Source organism: Ruegeria sp. AM2, assembly GCF_056540685.1.
Window position 1 is genome coordinate 101,657 of record NZ_JBQFXE010000005.1, and the last position, 15,223, is coordinate 116,879.

At 58.9% G+C, this 15,223-nt stretch carries 14 protein-coding genes; 12 read left to right on the plus strand and 2 right to left on the minus strand.

What is annotated here, in order from left to right:
- The first annotated feature begins 5 nt into the window (after positions 1–5).
- The 12 genes from argJ (at position 6) to ACR0CR_RS12110 (ending at position 13,108) form a co-directional block, all read left to right on the plus strand.
- Positions 6–1,232, plus strand: coding sequence for a bifunctional glutamate N-acetyltransferase/amino-acid acetyltransferase ArgJ (gene argJ, locus ACR0CR_RS12055; RefSeq protein ID WP_480599325.1), 1,227 nt, complete (start codon positions 6–8; stop codon positions 1,230–1,232).
- A 55-nt stretch (positions 1,233–1,287) separates the two neighbouring features.
- Positions 1,288–1,686 (plus strand): (deoxy)nucleoside triphosphate pyrophosphohydrolase, encoded by a 399-nt coding sequence (locus ACR0CR_RS12060; protein WP_480599328.1) that lies wholly within the window; start codon positions 1,288–1,290, stop codon positions 1,684–1,686.
- Between the two features lie 507 nt (positions 1,687–2,193).
- A complete protein-coding gene (locus ACR0CR_RS12065; RefSeq protein WP_480599578.1) occupies positions 2,194–4,137 on the plus strand; it encodes an AMP-binding protein in 1,944 nt (647 codons plus the stop codon).
- Between the two features lie 78 nt (positions 4,138–4,215).
- Positions 4,216–5,034, plus strand: coding sequence for an ABC transporter ATP-binding protein (locus ACR0CR_RS12070; RefSeq protein ID WP_480599331.1), 819 nt, complete (start codon positions 4,216–4,218; stop codon positions 5,032–5,034).
- A gap of 29 nt (positions 5,035–5,063) precedes the next feature.
- A complete protein-coding gene (locus ACR0CR_RS12075; RefSeq protein ID WP_480599333.1) occupies positions 5,064–6,050 on the plus strand; it encodes a branched-chain amino acid ABC transporter permease in 987 nt (328 codons plus the stop codon).
- Positions 6,051–6,052: 2 nt separating this feature from the next.
- Positions 6,053–6,310 (plus strand): hypothetical protein, encoded by a 258-nt coding sequence (locus tag ACR0CR_RS12080; RefSeq protein WP_480599336.1) that lies wholly within the window; start codon positions 6,053–6,055, stop codon positions 6,308–6,310.
- Between the two features lie 3 nt (positions 6,311–6,313).
- Entirely contained in the window at positions 6,314–7,390 is a 1,077-nt protein-coding gene (locus ACR0CR_RS12085; RefSeq protein ID WP_480599338.1) for a branched-chain amino acid ABC transporter permease, read from the plus strand.
- 74 nt (positions 7,391–7,464) lie between these two features.
- Positions 7,465–8,745 carry an ABC transporter substrate-binding protein gene (locus ACR0CR_RS12090; RefSeq protein WP_480599340.1) on the plus strand — a complete coding sequence of 427 codons (1,281 nt, stop codon included), beginning with the start codon at positions 7,465–7,467 and terminating at the stop codon, positions 8,743–8,745.
- A 74-nt stretch (positions 8,746–8,819) separates the two neighbouring features.
- Positions 8,820–9,653, plus strand: coding sequence for an ABC transporter ATP-binding protein (locus ACR0CR_RS12095; protein WP_480599343.1), 834 nt, complete (start codon positions 8,820–8,822; stop codon positions 9,651–9,653).
- Positions 9,654–9,672: 19 nt separating this feature from the next.
- Positions 9,673–10,893, plus strand: coding sequence for a phenylacetate--CoA ligase family protein (locus ACR0CR_RS12100; RefSeq protein ID WP_480599346.1), 1,221 nt, complete (start codon positions 9,673–9,675; stop codon positions 10,891–10,893).
- A 121-nt stretch (positions 10,894–11,014) separates the two neighbouring features.
- Entirely contained in the window at positions 11,015–12,679 is a 1,665-nt protein-coding gene (locus ACR0CR_RS12105; protein ID WP_480599349.1) for an ABC transporter permease, read from the plus strand.
- 78 nt (positions 12,680–12,757) lie between these two features.
- Positions 12,758–13,108: a DUF2794 domain-containing protein gene (locus ACR0CR_RS12110; protein WP_170656771.1), complete on the plus strand. Its 351-nt coding sequence runs from the start codon at positions 12,758–12,760 to the stop codon at positions 13,106–13,108.
- Here ACR0CR_RS12110 and ACR0CR_RS12115 read toward each other — a convergent pair.
- Together ACR0CR_RS12115 and ACR0CR_RS12120 are read right to left on the minus strand one after the other, a co-directional pair.
- Entirely contained in the window at positions 13,105–13,842 is a 738-nt protein-coding gene (locus ACR0CR_RS12115) for a C40 family peptidase (protein ID WP_480599352.1), read from the minus strand. The two genes, ACR0CR_RS12110 and ACR0CR_RS12115, sit on opposite strands and share 4 nt — an antisense overlap.
- Complete coding sequence (locus tag ACR0CR_RS12120; protein ID WP_480599355.1) at positions 13,839–15,221, minus strand: leucyl aminopeptidase family protein; 1,383 nt, start codon at positions 15,219–15,221, stop codon at positions 13,839–13,841. The genes ACR0CR_RS12115 and ACR0CR_RS12120 overlap by 4 nt, the downstream gene beginning before the upstream one ends.
- Positions 15,222–15,223 lie beyond the last annotated feature (2 nt).

The following is a 15,223-nucleotide window of genomic DNA, read 5'->3' on the forward strand; positions in this document are numbered from 1 at the left end:
CATCCGTGGCAACGATCACCAAAGTCTCGCCGTTGGCCCCAGCGGCCTTCCCTGACCTGCCCGCAATCGACGGGGTGCGTTTTGCCACTGTTGCAGCTGGTGTGCGGTATCAGGGTCGGACGGATGTGATGCTGGCAGTTCTGGATCCCGGCACATCGGTGGCCGGGGTATTCACCAAATCCGCAACGCGCGCGGCCCCGGTGCTGGATTGTCAGGACAAGATCGGTGGGACCAGCGGTGGACCTGCCGCGATACTGGTCAATTCGGGCAATGCCAACGCCTTCACCGGACACTACGGACAGACCTCGGTGGCCGAAGTGACGCAGGCCGTGTCACAGGCCACAGGTGTCGCGGTCGAGCGAGTCTTTACGTCCTCGACCGGTGTGATTGGTGAGCCACTGCCCCATGACAAGATCGTATCACAGCTTGAGACGCTGAAAGCAGGCCTTAGCCGTCACGCCATCGAAGACGCGGCGCGGGCGATCATGACCACCGACACTTTCCCGAAAGGGGCATCCGCGCAGGTGCAGATTGACGGCAAAACAGTCTCTATTGCAGGGATTGCGAAGGGATCGGGGATGATCGCGCCGGACATGGCGACGATGCTGGTTTACATCTTCACCGATGCGCAGGTCGAACAATTGGCGCTGCAAACTATGCTGGGTGCGCAAACGGATCGCACGTTCAATTGCATCACGGTCGACAGCGATACCTCGACGTCGGATACGCTGCTGCTGTGCGCGACCGGAGCTTCGGGCGTCGACGCCACCGGCAGCGCCGCGTTTGAACAGGCGCTTGAGACGGTGATGCTGGACCTCGCGCAGCAGGTGGTGCGCGACGGTGAAGGGGCCACGAAATTCGTAGAAATTCGTGTAACCGGGGCCGCCACGGATGCCGACGCCAAAACCCACGGACTGGCCATCGCCAACTCGCCCTTGGTCAAAACCGCCATCGCGGGCGAGGACCCCAACTGGGGCCGCATCGTCATGGCCATCGGCAAATCCGGAGCTGGCGCCGACCGCGACCTGCTGAGCATCTCTTTCGGTGACATCCTTGTGGCTGAAAAAGGCTGGGTTAGTCCCGATTACAGCGAAGAAGACGCCGCCGCCTACATGAAAAACCAAGACCTTGTGATCTCAGTCGATCTTGGGTTGGGCGAGGGGCAATCTACTGTTTGGACCTGCGACCTGACCCACGGCTATATCGAGATCAACGCGGATTATCGCTCGTGAAACCCAAGCAATTCCAGCAAAAGTGGAGCCCGGTTTTGCGTCCGGGATTGCGACCATGAAAACAGTCTTAGTGTCTGCTGTCGCTCTGATCGACATCGAGTGCCGCGTCCTGCTGGCCCAACGCCCCGAAGGCAAATCCATGGCTGGTCTATGGGAATTCCCCGGTGGCAAGATCGAACCCGGCGAAACCCCCGAGGCCGCCCTCATCCGCGAATTGCACGAGGAACTTGATATCGACACCTGGGCCTCCTGCCTCGCGCCGCTGACCTTCGCCAGCCACAGCTATGACGATTTCCACCTGCTCATGCCGTTGTTCGCCTGCCGCAAATGGGAGGGTATCCCGCAGTCCAAAGAAGGTCAGGCTCTGAAATGGGTGCGCGCGAATGACCTGCGGAATTATCCGATGCCTGCGGCGGATGTACCGCTGATTCCGATTTTGCGGGATTGGTTGTAGGGCGGAGTGCCTAATTATCGGATAGAGTTTGGCAGGGTCAATTCCAGTTGCTTAAGACAATTACAATTATTTCAGGTCTCGTGCTGATCGCTTTGTTCGGCTATTTGCCTTTCGAACTCGCCGAATGCGACAAGATGATGAAGGAACATGGACCGGTCTTTATCTGCATACCAGTCACCTTTGTTGCGATCCCAGCGTTGGCCACAGTCTTTCTCGCGTTGCTTGTCGTCCTCGTGATCGCGAAAGCGAGAAGATAAAGACCCCATTTGGCCTTTTTTCCGACTTTCGTACATTTGGAACAAAATGAAACTGCATGCCTTCAGAGCTGTTACAATTCGTAAGAATTGAGAAAACATCAGGCAAAACTTGACGCTGATCGTGCCGATGTCCCTTAATCGGGGCGTTGGCGTTCGGGTGCAATCCCGAACCCGCCAGTTTCGGCCCCGGAGGACGGGTCGGATGGGGAGGAGAAGTAGATTGGCTCAGACGCAGTCGGGCGCGGACGGGATGGTGTCTCTTCCGGCGCTGTTACATCGCAATGCGACGCAGTTCGGGGATGCTCCGGCTTATCGGGAGAAGGAATTCGGGATCTGGCAGTGTCGGACATGGTCCGAAGCAGCTGCCGAGATTCGCAAACTGGCGCTGGGGTTTCTGGAGATCGGCGTTGAAAAGGGTGACCATATCGCCGTGATCGGGCGTAACCGTCCGGCGCACTACTGGTCGATGGTCGCAGCGCAGATGGTGGGCGCGGTGCCCGTACCGCTGTATCAGGACTCGGTCGCCGAAGAGATGGCCTATGTGCTGGAACATTGCGGTGCGAAATTCGTGGTCTGCGGCGATCAGGAGCAGGTCGACAAGGTCATCGAGATTCAGCAGGGACTGCATCAGGTCAAGCATATCCTCTACACCGATAAGCGGGGGATGCGGAAATACGACCACAGCCAGATGAACGCGCTGGACGACATCATGGCCGAGGGCGGCGCCGGGCATGCGCGGTTTGATGCGGAACTGGACAAGCGCATCGCGGCGATCACTTACGATGATACCTGTGTGATGCTCTATACCTCGGGCACGACGGGCAAGCCTAAGGGCGTGGTGCTGTCGAACCGCAATGTCATTGAAAGTGCTAAGAATTCAGCCGATTTTGACCATCTTACCCGGAATGAAGATATCCTGTCCTACCTGCCGATGGCCTGGGTGGGCGATTTCATCTTTTCCATCGGTCAGGCCTATTGGTGCGGCTTCTGCGTGAACTGCCCCGAAAGCGCCGACACGATGATGACGGACCTGCGCGAAATCGGGCCGACCTATTTCTTCGCCCCGCCGCGCGTGTTTGAGACCCAGCTCACCAATGTGATGATCCGGATGGAGGATGCGGGCAAGCTGAAGCAGCGCATGTTCCGCCACTTTATGGATCACGCCAAGAAGGTCGGCGGCCTGTTGCTGGACGGAAAACCGGTCGGTGCCATGGACCGAATGAAATATGCGCTGGGCAATATGCTGGTTTATGGCCCTCTGAAGGACACACTGGGCTATGGCCGGTTCCGCGTGGGCTATACGGCGGGTGAGGCGATCGGGCCGGAAATTTTCGATTTCTATCGCTCTCTGGGCATCAACCTGAAACAGCTTTACGGGCAGACCGAAGCGACTGTCTTCATCACCGTTCAGCCCGATGGTGAGGTCCGGGCGGATACGGTCGGTGTACCGGCGCCGGATGTCGAACTGAAAATCGACGACAAGGGCGAGATTCACTATCGCTCGCCCGGAGTGTTTGTTGAGTACTACAACAACCCGGAATCCACCGCCTCGACCAAGGATGCCGAAGGCTGGGTTGCCACCGGAGATGCTGGATTCATCGAGGAAGGTTCCGGCCATTTGCGGATCATCGACCGCGCCAAGGATGTCGGCAAGATGGCCGACGGGTCGATGTTTGCGCCGAAATATGTCGAGAACAAGCTGAAGTTCTACCCGGATATTCTTGAGGTTGTGCTGTTCGGCAATGGCAAGGATCGCTGCGTGGCCTTCATCAATATCGATCTCACAGCGGTCGGTAACTGGGCGGAACGCAACAACGTGGCGTACGCGTCTTATCAGGAGCTGACCGCAAATCCAGCTGTGTTAGAGACGATCAAGTCCCATGTGGAGGAGGTCAACAAGTCCGTTGCCGCCGATGAGATGCTGTCGGGCTGTCAGGTGCATCGTTTTGTTGTACTGCACAAGGAACTGGATGCAGATGATGGGGAAATGACGCGGACCCGCAAGGTGCGTCGCGGCTTTGTGGCGGAGAAGTTCCAGGACATTATCGATGCGCTTTATGATGGGTCTCCGAGTGTTTCGACCACAACGGAAGTAACTTACGAGGATGGCCGAAAGGGCTCGATCAGCGCAACGTTGGAGATTGTCGACGCACCGGTTGTTGCGGCGACCCAACATAAGGTCGCGGCGGAATGAGGGCCGTTCGAGCGTCGCTTGACCTTGCGGTCGTCGCCCCGCCCGCCGTCCCGTTTTCCGCATCTCAGGGAGTGATTGATGCTGGATAATTCCGAAGGATATGTCACCGAAGACGGCCGCAAGATCGGCGGTGTGGTGATGGAGATGAAAAACATTACCCTGCGGTTTGGCGGTGTGGTGGCGATCAAGGATATCTCGTTTGACATTCGTGAGGGCGAGATCCGCGCGATCATCGGGCCGAACGGGGCCGGGAAATCCTCGATGCTGAACGTGATCTCGGGGTTCTATGTCCCACAAGAAGGTGAAGTTTGGTTTCACGGCTCCAAACGCCCACCGATGCGGCCTTTTGAGGTGGCGCAGCAGGGAATCGCGCGGACGTTTCAGAACATTGCTCTGTTCGAAGGGATGAGTGTTCTGGATAACGTCATGACCGGGCGTTTGGGCTTTATGAAGACCAACATCTTTCAGCAAGCGTTGTGGAAGGGGAAGGCCGAGGCCGAAGAGACCGAAAACCGCGAGGCCGTCGAGAAGATCATCGACTTTCTGGAGATCCAGCACATCCGTAAAACGCCTGTGTCGCGCCTGCCCTATGGGTTGAAAAAGCGCGTCGAACTGGCACGTGCTCTGGCTGCCGAGCCAAAGTTGTTGCTGCTGGATGAGCCGATGGCCGGAATGAACGTCGAAGAGAAAGAGGACATGAGCCGCTTTGTTCTGGACGTGAATGATGAGTTCGGCACCACGATTGCCCTGATCGAGCACGACATGGGTGTGGTCATGGACCTGAGCGACCGCGTAGTGGTGATGGATTACGGCCGCAAGATCGGGGACGGCACGCCCGATGAAGTGCGTAACAATCAGGAAGTCATCGACGCCTATCTGGGGGTGAGTCATGACTGAGCATCTGACGGACATGAGAGGGGGCGGGCATGCCTGATCAGCTGATTTTCGCGATGGAGGTCATCCTGAATGGCCTGATGGCCGGGGTGCTTTATGCTCTGGTCGCGCTGGGCTTTGTTCTGATCTACAAGGCATCGGGAATTTTCAACTATGCTCAAGGGGTTATGGCACTGTTTGCGGCGATGACGCTTGTGGGCATCATGAACGGGCAGGTACCGTTTTCGCATATGATCAACGCGATCTTTGGTACGCATATCCATTATTTCGGTTGGAACGTGCCCGCCATCGTGGCGATTATCCTGACCATGGCGGTGATGGTGCTGCTGGCCTGGGCTGTGCAGCGGTTCGTCATGCGCCATCTGGTGGGGCAGGAGCCGATCATCCTGTTCATGGCGACCATCGGTTTGGCCTATTTCCTGGAAGGCGTCGCCGACCTGATGTGGGGGTCCGAGATCAAGACGCTGGATGTAGGTCTGCCGCAGGGTATCAACCTGTGGATCGACGAGAGCACGTTTAACATCTTTGGCTACGGCTTCTTTATCGACAACCTGGACATTGTGGCGACCGTGATTGCGGCATTACTGGTGGCGGCTCTGGTGGCGTTCAGTCAGTACACCAAGCAAGGCCGGGCCATGCGTGCTGTGGCCGATGACCATCAGGCGGCGTTGTCGGTCGGGATTTCGCTGAACTTCATCTGGGTGATGGTGTGGTCGGTCGCCGGATTCGTCGCGCTGGTGGCCGGCATCATGTGGGGTACCAAGTCGGGCGTTCAGTTCTCGCTGTCTCTGATCGCGCTCAAGGCGCTGCCGGTGCTGATGCTGGGCGGGTTCACTTCGATCCCCGGTGCCATCGTGGGCGGGTTGATCATTGGCGTGGGTGAGAAGCTGTTCGAATTCGCCATTGGCCCATTGGTCGGCGGAGCGACCGAGAACTGGTTCGCCTATGTGCTGGCGCTGATCTTCCTGGTGTTCAGACCACAGGGTCTGTTCGGCGAGAAAATCATCGAGAGGGTTTAGCGATGCAGAAGTTCCTCGCCATCACCAACGTCATCGCGTGGGCTGGGTTCTGGGCCTTTGGATACATCGCGCTCACTTCGGACGATCTGACGGATGGGCAGGTGACAATCGCGGCGATCCTGGCCTTTGCAGGGCTGGTCATGGGCATTCTGGCCTATCTGAAACTGGTCCGCGCCTCTGAGGCGAGCGGGTACGCCAAAGGGTCAAACCAACTGGATGCGGCGGCGCGCAACCGGGCGCAGGAAGAATGGGGAAAGTAAGATATGTTCTATCGTGAGGCCGGAGATTTCAAAGTCTCCTACGCAGATGACAGCCAGACTTTCCCGATCAAATTTGACCGGTATCGGTATTATGTCGTGCTGGCGGTGGCGTTCGGGATCATCCCGTTCATCATCAACGACTATTGGGCTAATGCGCTGCTGTTGCCCTTCCTGATTTATGCGATCGCTGCGATCGGGCTGAACATTCTGGTGGGCTATTGCGGGCAGGTTAGCCTGGGAACCGGGGGGTTCATGGCTGTGGGGGCTTACGCCTGCTACAAGCTGATGACGGCCTTCCCGGATGTGAGCATGTTCATACACGTCATCCTTGCCGGAGGCATCACCGCGCTGGTCGGTGTGCTGTTCGGCCTGCCGAGCCTTAGGATCAAAGGGTTTTATCTGGCGGTGGCGACACTCGCGGCGCAGTTCTTCCTCGTTTGGCTCTTCAACCGGGTGCCGTGGTTCTACAATTACTCGGCCTCGGGCCAGATCAACGCGCCGGAACGGGATGTGTTTGGCATCATCATCACAGGCCCGAATGCACCCGCCTGGGCGACTTACCTGTTCTGCCTGATCTTCCTGGCTGTTTGCGCCGTAATTGCCCGCAACCTGACGCGAGGTACCACAGGACGCAAATGGATGGCGATCCGCGACATGGATATCGCAGCCGAGATCATCGGGGTGAACCCGCTGCGGGCCAAGCTGACTGCCTTTGCGGTGAGTTCCTTCTTTGTCGGCATCTCGGGCGCGCTGTTCTTTGCGGTTTATCTGGGCGCGGTCGAAGTGGGCGAAGTGTTCGGTATCCAGAAATCATTTCTGGTGTTGTTCATGATCATTATTGGCGGATTAGGGTCGATTTTCGGGTCTTTCGCCGGGGCGGCCTTCCTTGTGCTGCTGCCGGTTGTGCTGAAGGTCGTCGGCGCGGACATGCTGGGCTGGCCCACGGATATCGTGGCGCACCTCAACCTGGTGATCGTCGGCGCACTGATCATCATGTTCCTGATCCTCGAACCCCATGGGCTGGCGCAGCTCTGGCGCGTGGCAAAGGAAAAACTCAGACTCTGGCCGTTCCCGCACTAAGCGGGAAGGCCCAATCAGATAACGGGTGCAAAGCCCGAATTCACCATCGGATAAACCAAGGGAGGATACACCCGATGAAATTGAAACTGGCAACCGTGGCGCTGGGCGCCGCAATGGCGGCAGGTCCGGTCATGGCCGACCTCGTATTCCCGTCGCTCAGCTATCGTACCGGGCCTTATGCGGCGGGTGGCATTCCGTTCGCGGATGGCTATGCCGATTACTTTACCTTGCTCAACGAACGCGATGGCGGCATCGGTGGCGTTGCGACCAAGGTGATCGAATGCGAGACCGGTTATAACACCGAAAAAGGTGTGGAATGCTATGAATCGACCAAGGGCGAAGGCTCATTGGTGTATCAGCCGCTGTCGACCGGGATTACGTATCAGCTGATCCCCAAAACCACGGCCGACGGCATTCCGATGCACACGATGGGCTATGGCCGGACTTCGGCCAAGAATGGCGATGTGTTCAGCCATACGTTCAACTATCCTGCAAACTACTGGGATGGTGCCTCAGGCGCTGTAAACTATCTGCTGGAAGAGAATGGCGGCGACCTGAACGGTAAGAAAATCGCGCTGGTCTACCACAACTCAGCCTACGGTAAGGAACCGATCCGCACGCTGGAGGAGCTTTCGGCCAAGCATGGCTTTGAACTGGTGGCCTTGCCGGTTGACCATCCAGGTCAGGAGCAGAAGTCACAGTGGCTGCAAATTCGCCGTGACCGTCCCGACTATGTCCTGATGTGGGGTTGGGGCGTGATGAACCAGGTGGCCGTACAAGAGGCTGCAAACATCCGCTTCCCGATGGAAAACTTCATCGGCATCTGGTGGTCCGGTTCCGAAAACGACGTGCTGCCTGCCGGTGAAGCCGCAAATGGCTATAAGGCGTTGACTTTCCACAACGTGGGCACCGATTTCCCGGTCTTTGACGACATGCAGAAATACGTTGTTGATGCCGGGAAAGCGGCCGGCGCGGGCGATCAGGTCGGTACGGTTCTCTATAACCGTGGTCTCTACGCTGCGATGCTGGCTGCCGAAGCCGCTAAGAAGGCACAGGAAATCCACGGCACTGCCGACATCACCCCTGCGATGATGCGCGATGGCATGGAAGCTCTGGAAATCACCGAAGCCAAGATGTCCGAACTTGGTCTGCCGAACTTTGGTCCGGCCTTCTCGGTCTCGTGCGCAAATCACGGCGGTGATGCCTTGGTTGGCGTGACCCAGTGGGACGCGGCCAATCAGACCTGGAGCCTGATTTCCGAGTTCAAAGCCACCGATGGCGACGTGATCGGTCCGCTGATCACCGAAGATTCGGGCGCATATGCTGCGGAAAACAACATCGACGGTCGTTGCTGATCCGTCGCAAAAACAAACCGGGGTGGCGGTTACCTGCCGCCCCGATCCCAACACAAGCCTGAGGACACGCTCTGATGCTGGATGCGGCTCAAAACACCGAAGTGCAGGCCGAAACCCTGCTTGAGGTCAACAATATCGAGGTGATCTACAACCACGTGATCCTTGTTTTGAAGGGCGTCAGCCTGACCGTGCCCAAAGGGGGCATTACCGCTCTGCTCGGCGGCAATGGCGCTGGCAAGACCACGACGCTCAAGGCGGTGTCGAACCTGCTGCATTCGGAACGCGGTGAGGTGACCAAAGGCACGATCAAGTATCGCGGGTCCAGCGTACACGAAAGTGACCCGGCGGATCTGGTGGAAAAAGGTGTTATCCAGGTGATGGAAGGCCGTCATTGTTTCGAACACCTGACCGTCGAGGAAAATCTGCTGACCGGGGCCTATACCCGAAAGGATGGCAATGCAGCGATCCAGCAGGACCTTGATCTGGTCTATACGTATTTCCCCCGCCTTAAGGAACGCCGCCGGTCACAGGCAGGCTATACCTCGGGCGGTGAGCAGCAAATGGTTGCCATGGGGCGCGCATTGATGTCGCGGCCCGAGACGATCTTGCTGGATGAACCCTCGATGGGTTTGGCGCCGCAGCTGGTCGAAGAGATTTTCGGCATCGTGAAGGACCTCAACGAAAAAGAAGAGGTGTCTTTCCTGTTGGCCGAGCAGAACACCAATGTGGCTCTGAGATTTGCGCATTACGGCTATATTCTGGAATCCGGTCGTGTCGTGATGGACGGCCCGGCGGCCGAATTGCGCGAGAATCCGGATGTGAAAGAGTTTTATCTCGGCATGTCCGAAGAGGGCCGCAAAAGTTTCCGCGACGTACGGTCTTATCGCCGCCGCAAGAGGTGGCTGTAAACGGATGGAGGATCTGGCGATGACAAAATACTATGACGCGCTCGAAACCCGTTCAGCGGATCAACGCGCCGCCGATCAGGCGCAGGCGTTGCGGGTTCAGTTGGACCGGGCCCAATCCGCTCCGGGCTTTCAGGCCCATCTGGCCGGTGTTGATACGGATGCGGTGAAATCCATCGAGGATCTGGTCAATTTACCGGTTTTGCGCAAATCCGATCTGGCGCGGGCGCAGGCGTCGCGGCCTCCGTTCGGTGGGTTCACGGTCAAACCCGCGCGGCATTTTCATCACGTATTTCAGTCTCCGGGCCCGATCTATGAACCCGGCAGCACCGATCCCGACTGGTGGCGCATGGGTCGTTTTCTGCATGCGGCAGGCGTGGGGCCGGGCGACATCGTGCAGAACTGCTTCGGCTATCACCTGACGCCTGCTGGCATGATCTTTGAAAGCGGTGCACGGGCTGTGGGGGCCGCTGTGCTGCCCGCGGGCACCGGCCAGACCGAACTGCAAGTGACAGCTGCGCGCGACGTGGGCTGCACCGCGTATGCCGGAACGCCCGACTATCTGAAGATCATTCTGGACAAGGCTGATGAGATGGGCGTGGAGTTGCAATTCACCACGGCTGTTGTGGGCGGCGGTGCGTTGTTCCCTTCGCTACGGCAGGACTATGCGGATCGCGGGATATCCTGCCTGCAATGTTACGCCACCGCCGATCTGGGCAACATCGCCTACGAAAGCCCCGCGATGGAAGGGATGATCCTGGACGAACACGTCATCGTCGAGATCGTCACCCCTGGAACAGGCACCCCCGTGGCCGAGGGCGAAGTGGGTGAGGTGATCGTGACCACGCTCAACCCCGACTACCCATTGATCCGGTTCGCAACAGGCGATCTGTCGGCGATCATGCCTGGTCAGTCCCCCTGCGGCCGGACCAATGCGCGGATCAAGGGCTGGATGGGCCGCGCCGATCAGACCACCAAGATCAAGGGCATGTTCGTGCGCCCCGAACAAGTGGCGGCTCTGGTAGACAAACACGATGAGATCGTTAAGGCCCGTGTCATTGCCGCCCGTCAGGGTGAGATGGATACGATGACCGTGCAGATCGAAAGCCCGCACAGCGATGACATGGCCTATGCCAAATCCGTGGTTGAGGTGTTGAAACTCAAAGGCGCGATTGAGGTGGTGGCCCCCGGATCGCTTCCCAAGGACGGGCTGGTGATCGAGGATCAACGCGTCTACGAATGAAGCTGGAAAGTCTGCGGCAGTTTGTGTCGCAGATTTGTTGACCGGCCCACTGGCGTTTCTTAGCGTTTTGGTCGATTAAAGGCTAAGCCCGTCCGGGGCCGCCCATCAAAACGCCGGAGCCATGGCCGAAGTCGAATACTCAGAACACGGGACGCGCAATCGCGGTGCCTTGGGGACCCGGCTGGTCGGTGGCGTCGCCTATCTGGTTGCGGCCGCCTGCCTTCTTCCGATGCTGGCCGTCGTGCTGGCGGCGGTCACGGGTGGAACGGATACGATCTCGCATCTGATGGACACGGTGTTGCCGCGCTACGCGATGACGACGGCGGTGCTGGTCGTTCTGGTGTCCATCGGCACGTTCTCCATCGGCGTCGGCGCGGCCTGGCTGGTGACGATGACGCGCTTTCCCGGCGTGCGCGTTCTGGAAATCGCGCTGGTGCTGCCGCTGGCCTTTCCGGCCTACGTGCTGGCCTATGCGTATACGTTCATTCTGGATCATCCCGGTATCGTGCAATCGACCTTGCGTGATGTGACCGGCTGGGGGCCGCGCGATTACTGGTTCCCCGAGATCCGCTCGACCGAGGGCGCGGCGGTCATGCTGATCCTGGTCCTTTATCCTTATGTTTACCTGCTGGCACGCGCCGCGTTTCTGCAACAAAGCGCCACCGCCTTTCTGGCCGCGCGGGCGCTGGGCAACGGGCCGTGGTCGGCCTTCTGGCGCGTCTCATTGCCGATGGCGCGTCCGGCAATTGCCGGTGGCGTTCTTCTGGCGGTGATGGAGACCATCGCCGATTTCGGAACGGTGGCCTATTTCGGGGTGCAGACCTTTGCGACCGGCATCTATACCAGCTGGTTTTCAATGGCGGACCGCGCGGCGGCGGCGCAATTGGCGCTGTGTCTGTTAGCGTTTGCCCTGGTCATGGCTGTGTCCGAACGGACGCAGCGCGGCAAGGCGAAATACTATCAGGCTGGCAAACGCCATGCGGTTCTGCCAGCCGCGCAATTGAAAGGATGGCAATCACTGGCCGCTTTCCTTCTTTGCGCGACCCCTGTTTTGTTCGGCTTTCTCTTGCCGGTCGTAATCCTTGTGCAGATGGGACTGGAATCAGAACAGAACCTGCTGTCGCGCCGTTATGTGGGGTTCATCCAAAACTCGCTGATTTTGGCTGGAACAGCGGCCATAGTCACGGTCGCTGCTGCGGTTTGCGTGGGGTTCTTTCAAAGGCTCAGACCGGGGCGCGGCTCGGCGATGGCGTCTTATCTGGCGCGGCTGGGCTATGCGGTTCCGGGCGGAGTGATTGCCGTGGGCCTGATTGTTCCCTTCGCCGGTTTGGATAACGCACTGGACGCATGGATGCGCCAGACCTTTGATATTTCAACCGGATTGCTGGTCACCGGGTCAATCTGGCTGCTGGTTGCGGCCTATATGGTGCGGTTTCTGGCGGCCGCGCTCAGCGCTTATGAGGGCGGTCAGAGCACGGTGCATGCCAACATGGATGCTGCGGCCCGGTCCTTGGGGCAAAGTCCTCTGGGCACGTTGCGCCGGGTGCATCTGCCGATCCTGACGCCATCGCTGCTGACCGCCTTGCTGATCGTCTTTGTCGATGTGATGAAAGAATTGCCTGCCACCTTGATCATGCGACCATTCAATTTCGACACTTTGGCCGTTCAGGCCTATCGCCTGGCATCGGATGAGCGTCTGGAGGGCGCGGCCGTTCCCTCGCTTGTTATTCTGGCGGTGGGGTTGTTGCCGGTGATCCTGATCTGTCGTCAGGTTCGCAGCCGTTAAAGCCACGGACAATCCAAAAATGTCACATCTTGCGGCAGCGGGCTTGATTCAAATGCGATTTCCGGCAAGGCTTGAGGTATGAACATGCAGCCTCCCAGCCGGTTTTCTGCAAACTCGGCCCAGATGCCCGTCGCGTTTAACCGGCACGAGATGTCCCATATCCTGTCCGTTTATGGCCGAATGGTCGCCGCTGGAGAGTGGCGGGACTACGGAATTTCCAACCTGCGGGACGTGGCGATTTTCTCAATCTTTCGCAGGACGGCTGAGCACCCGATCTATCGCGTTGAGAAACACCCGCGGCTGCGACAGCGGCAGGGGATGTATTCGGTTGTCGGTATGGACGGGCGCATCCTGAAGCGTGGTCAGGATTTGCGGACGGTTCTGCGCGTGCTGGAACGCAAGCTGATCCGGTCAGTCGACCTTGATTAGAGCCTTTTGTGCGCTATCACCGGGCCATCGCCCTGCGCTTTGATGCGTGCAATAGCATGATCCATCGGCTCATAAGCGACGGCCATGTGATGCGCATTGGCATGCAATAGCAGGTTCTCATCCGCTACCCAGGCCACATGGCCTTTCCAGAAAAGCAGGTCTCCGCGCTGGGCGACCTTACCCTGCGGAAGGGTGTGGCCCAACTGTTGCTCTTGATCGCCGCTGTCGCCGGGACAGGGCATTCCGCACGCCAGCATTGCCGCCTGCACAAGTCCGGAACAATCCAAACCCCATCGGCTGTTTCCACCCCAAAGGTAAGGCGTTCCGAGGAATCCGTCGGCCACTGACACGGGGTCACTCAGAAATTCGCAGGCAGGCCGCGTGTGGGCCTTGGGGATGAACCCCAACTCCGTTTCCACAAATCGATCTGCTTCGGACAGAACGGCAATCCGGCTGCCGAAACTGACGGAGACGCGTTCGGCGCTTTTGAAATCAGGCCGGGTATAGGCATGTGTTGCCGGGGCGGCTATCCAATGCGTCGGCGATATCGCGGGCCCAAGCTGGTCCCGCGTGACCCAACCGACATAGCCATCCTTGTCCGACGTGACCTTCTGCCACCCGTCCGTCGTATCCGAAACGGTGACCTCATCCCCATACAGCAATTGCCGGTCCCGCGTCCCATCGGGGCTGCGCAGCAGATCGACGACCGGGTGTATGATGCGCGCCTGTTTCAAAGGTCCAAGATCCTTGGCAGGGCATCCAGCACCGCACGAGGCCCCTGACCCAGCCCGCCCTTGCTGCGGCCCGGCCGCTTTGTAGGCTGCCAGGAATAGATGTCGAAATGCATGTAGCGACTGTCTTTCACAAACCGACGAAGGAACAGGGCGGCGGTGATCGAGCCCGCGAACCCTCCGGATGGGGCGTTATCCAGATCGGCAATTCCGGGCTCGATCATGGTTTCGTAAGGCTCGTGAAACGGCATACGCCAGACGGGGTCCGCCCAATTGCGCGAGGATGCGCTCAGTGCCGCCGCTGCCTCATCATCATCCGTGTAAAACGGAGCCAGATCGGGGCCAAGTGCCACACGGGCCGCCCCGGTGAGCGTGGCCATCGAGATCAAGAAATCCGGTTTGTTCTCGACCGCCAGCGCCAGCGCATCTGCCAGCACCAACCGCCCCTCGGCATCCGTATTGTTGATCTCAACCGTCAGCCCATTGCGCGCGGTTAGGATGTCGCCCGGTCGGAAGGCGTTGCCCGACACCGCATTTTCGACCGCGGGGATCAGGACCCGCAGTTGCAACGGCAAGTCCAGCGCCATGATCATCCGGGCCAGACCCAGGACATTGGCGGCGCCACCCATGTCCTTCTTCATCAGGCTCATGGCGGACGCTGGCTTCAGATCCAACCCGCCGGTGTCAAAACACACGCCTTTGCCCACAAGTGTCAGCTTCGGCCCGTTTGCACCCCAATTCATCTCGACCAGCCTGGGCGCCTGTTCTGCAGCGCGACCCACGGCGTGAATCATTGGAAAACCTTGATCAAGAAGCGCGTCACCTTGAACGACCGTGCAGGTCGCACCAAATCCGGCCGCCAATTCTTCGGTCACCGCTTGAAGCTGGTCGGGTCCCATATCCGAAGCGGGTGTATTGACCAGATCGCGGGTGAGCGCTTCGGCAGTGGCCAGACACTCGATCCGGGCTGCGTCGACGCCATCCGGCGCGACCAACCTTGCTTGCGTGGGCTTTTGCGTGGCGTATCGGTCAAACGCATAACCGGCCATCAGCCACCCCAGCGACTCGGTCTCCAGCGCCTCGGTGGGAATACCGGACACGATACGGTATGCGCCTTTCGGTAAGGTTTCGGCGGCGGCAGCAAGGGGAAAGCGCTGACGAGCACGTTTGGCCGCGGTCCCATACCCGGCCAAAGCAAACTCAGGCGTGCCAGACCTACCGGGCACCAACAAAGCTTGCCCCAGCGCGCCCGTGAAACCGTTGCTGTCGATCCAGGAAGTCACGTGATCCGGCTGATCCTGCAGCCAGGTTTCCAGATCAGGCTGCGCCACGACATGCAGGGGCAATGATGGGCCGTCGGGCAAGGCAAAGGTCAGTGTCATGT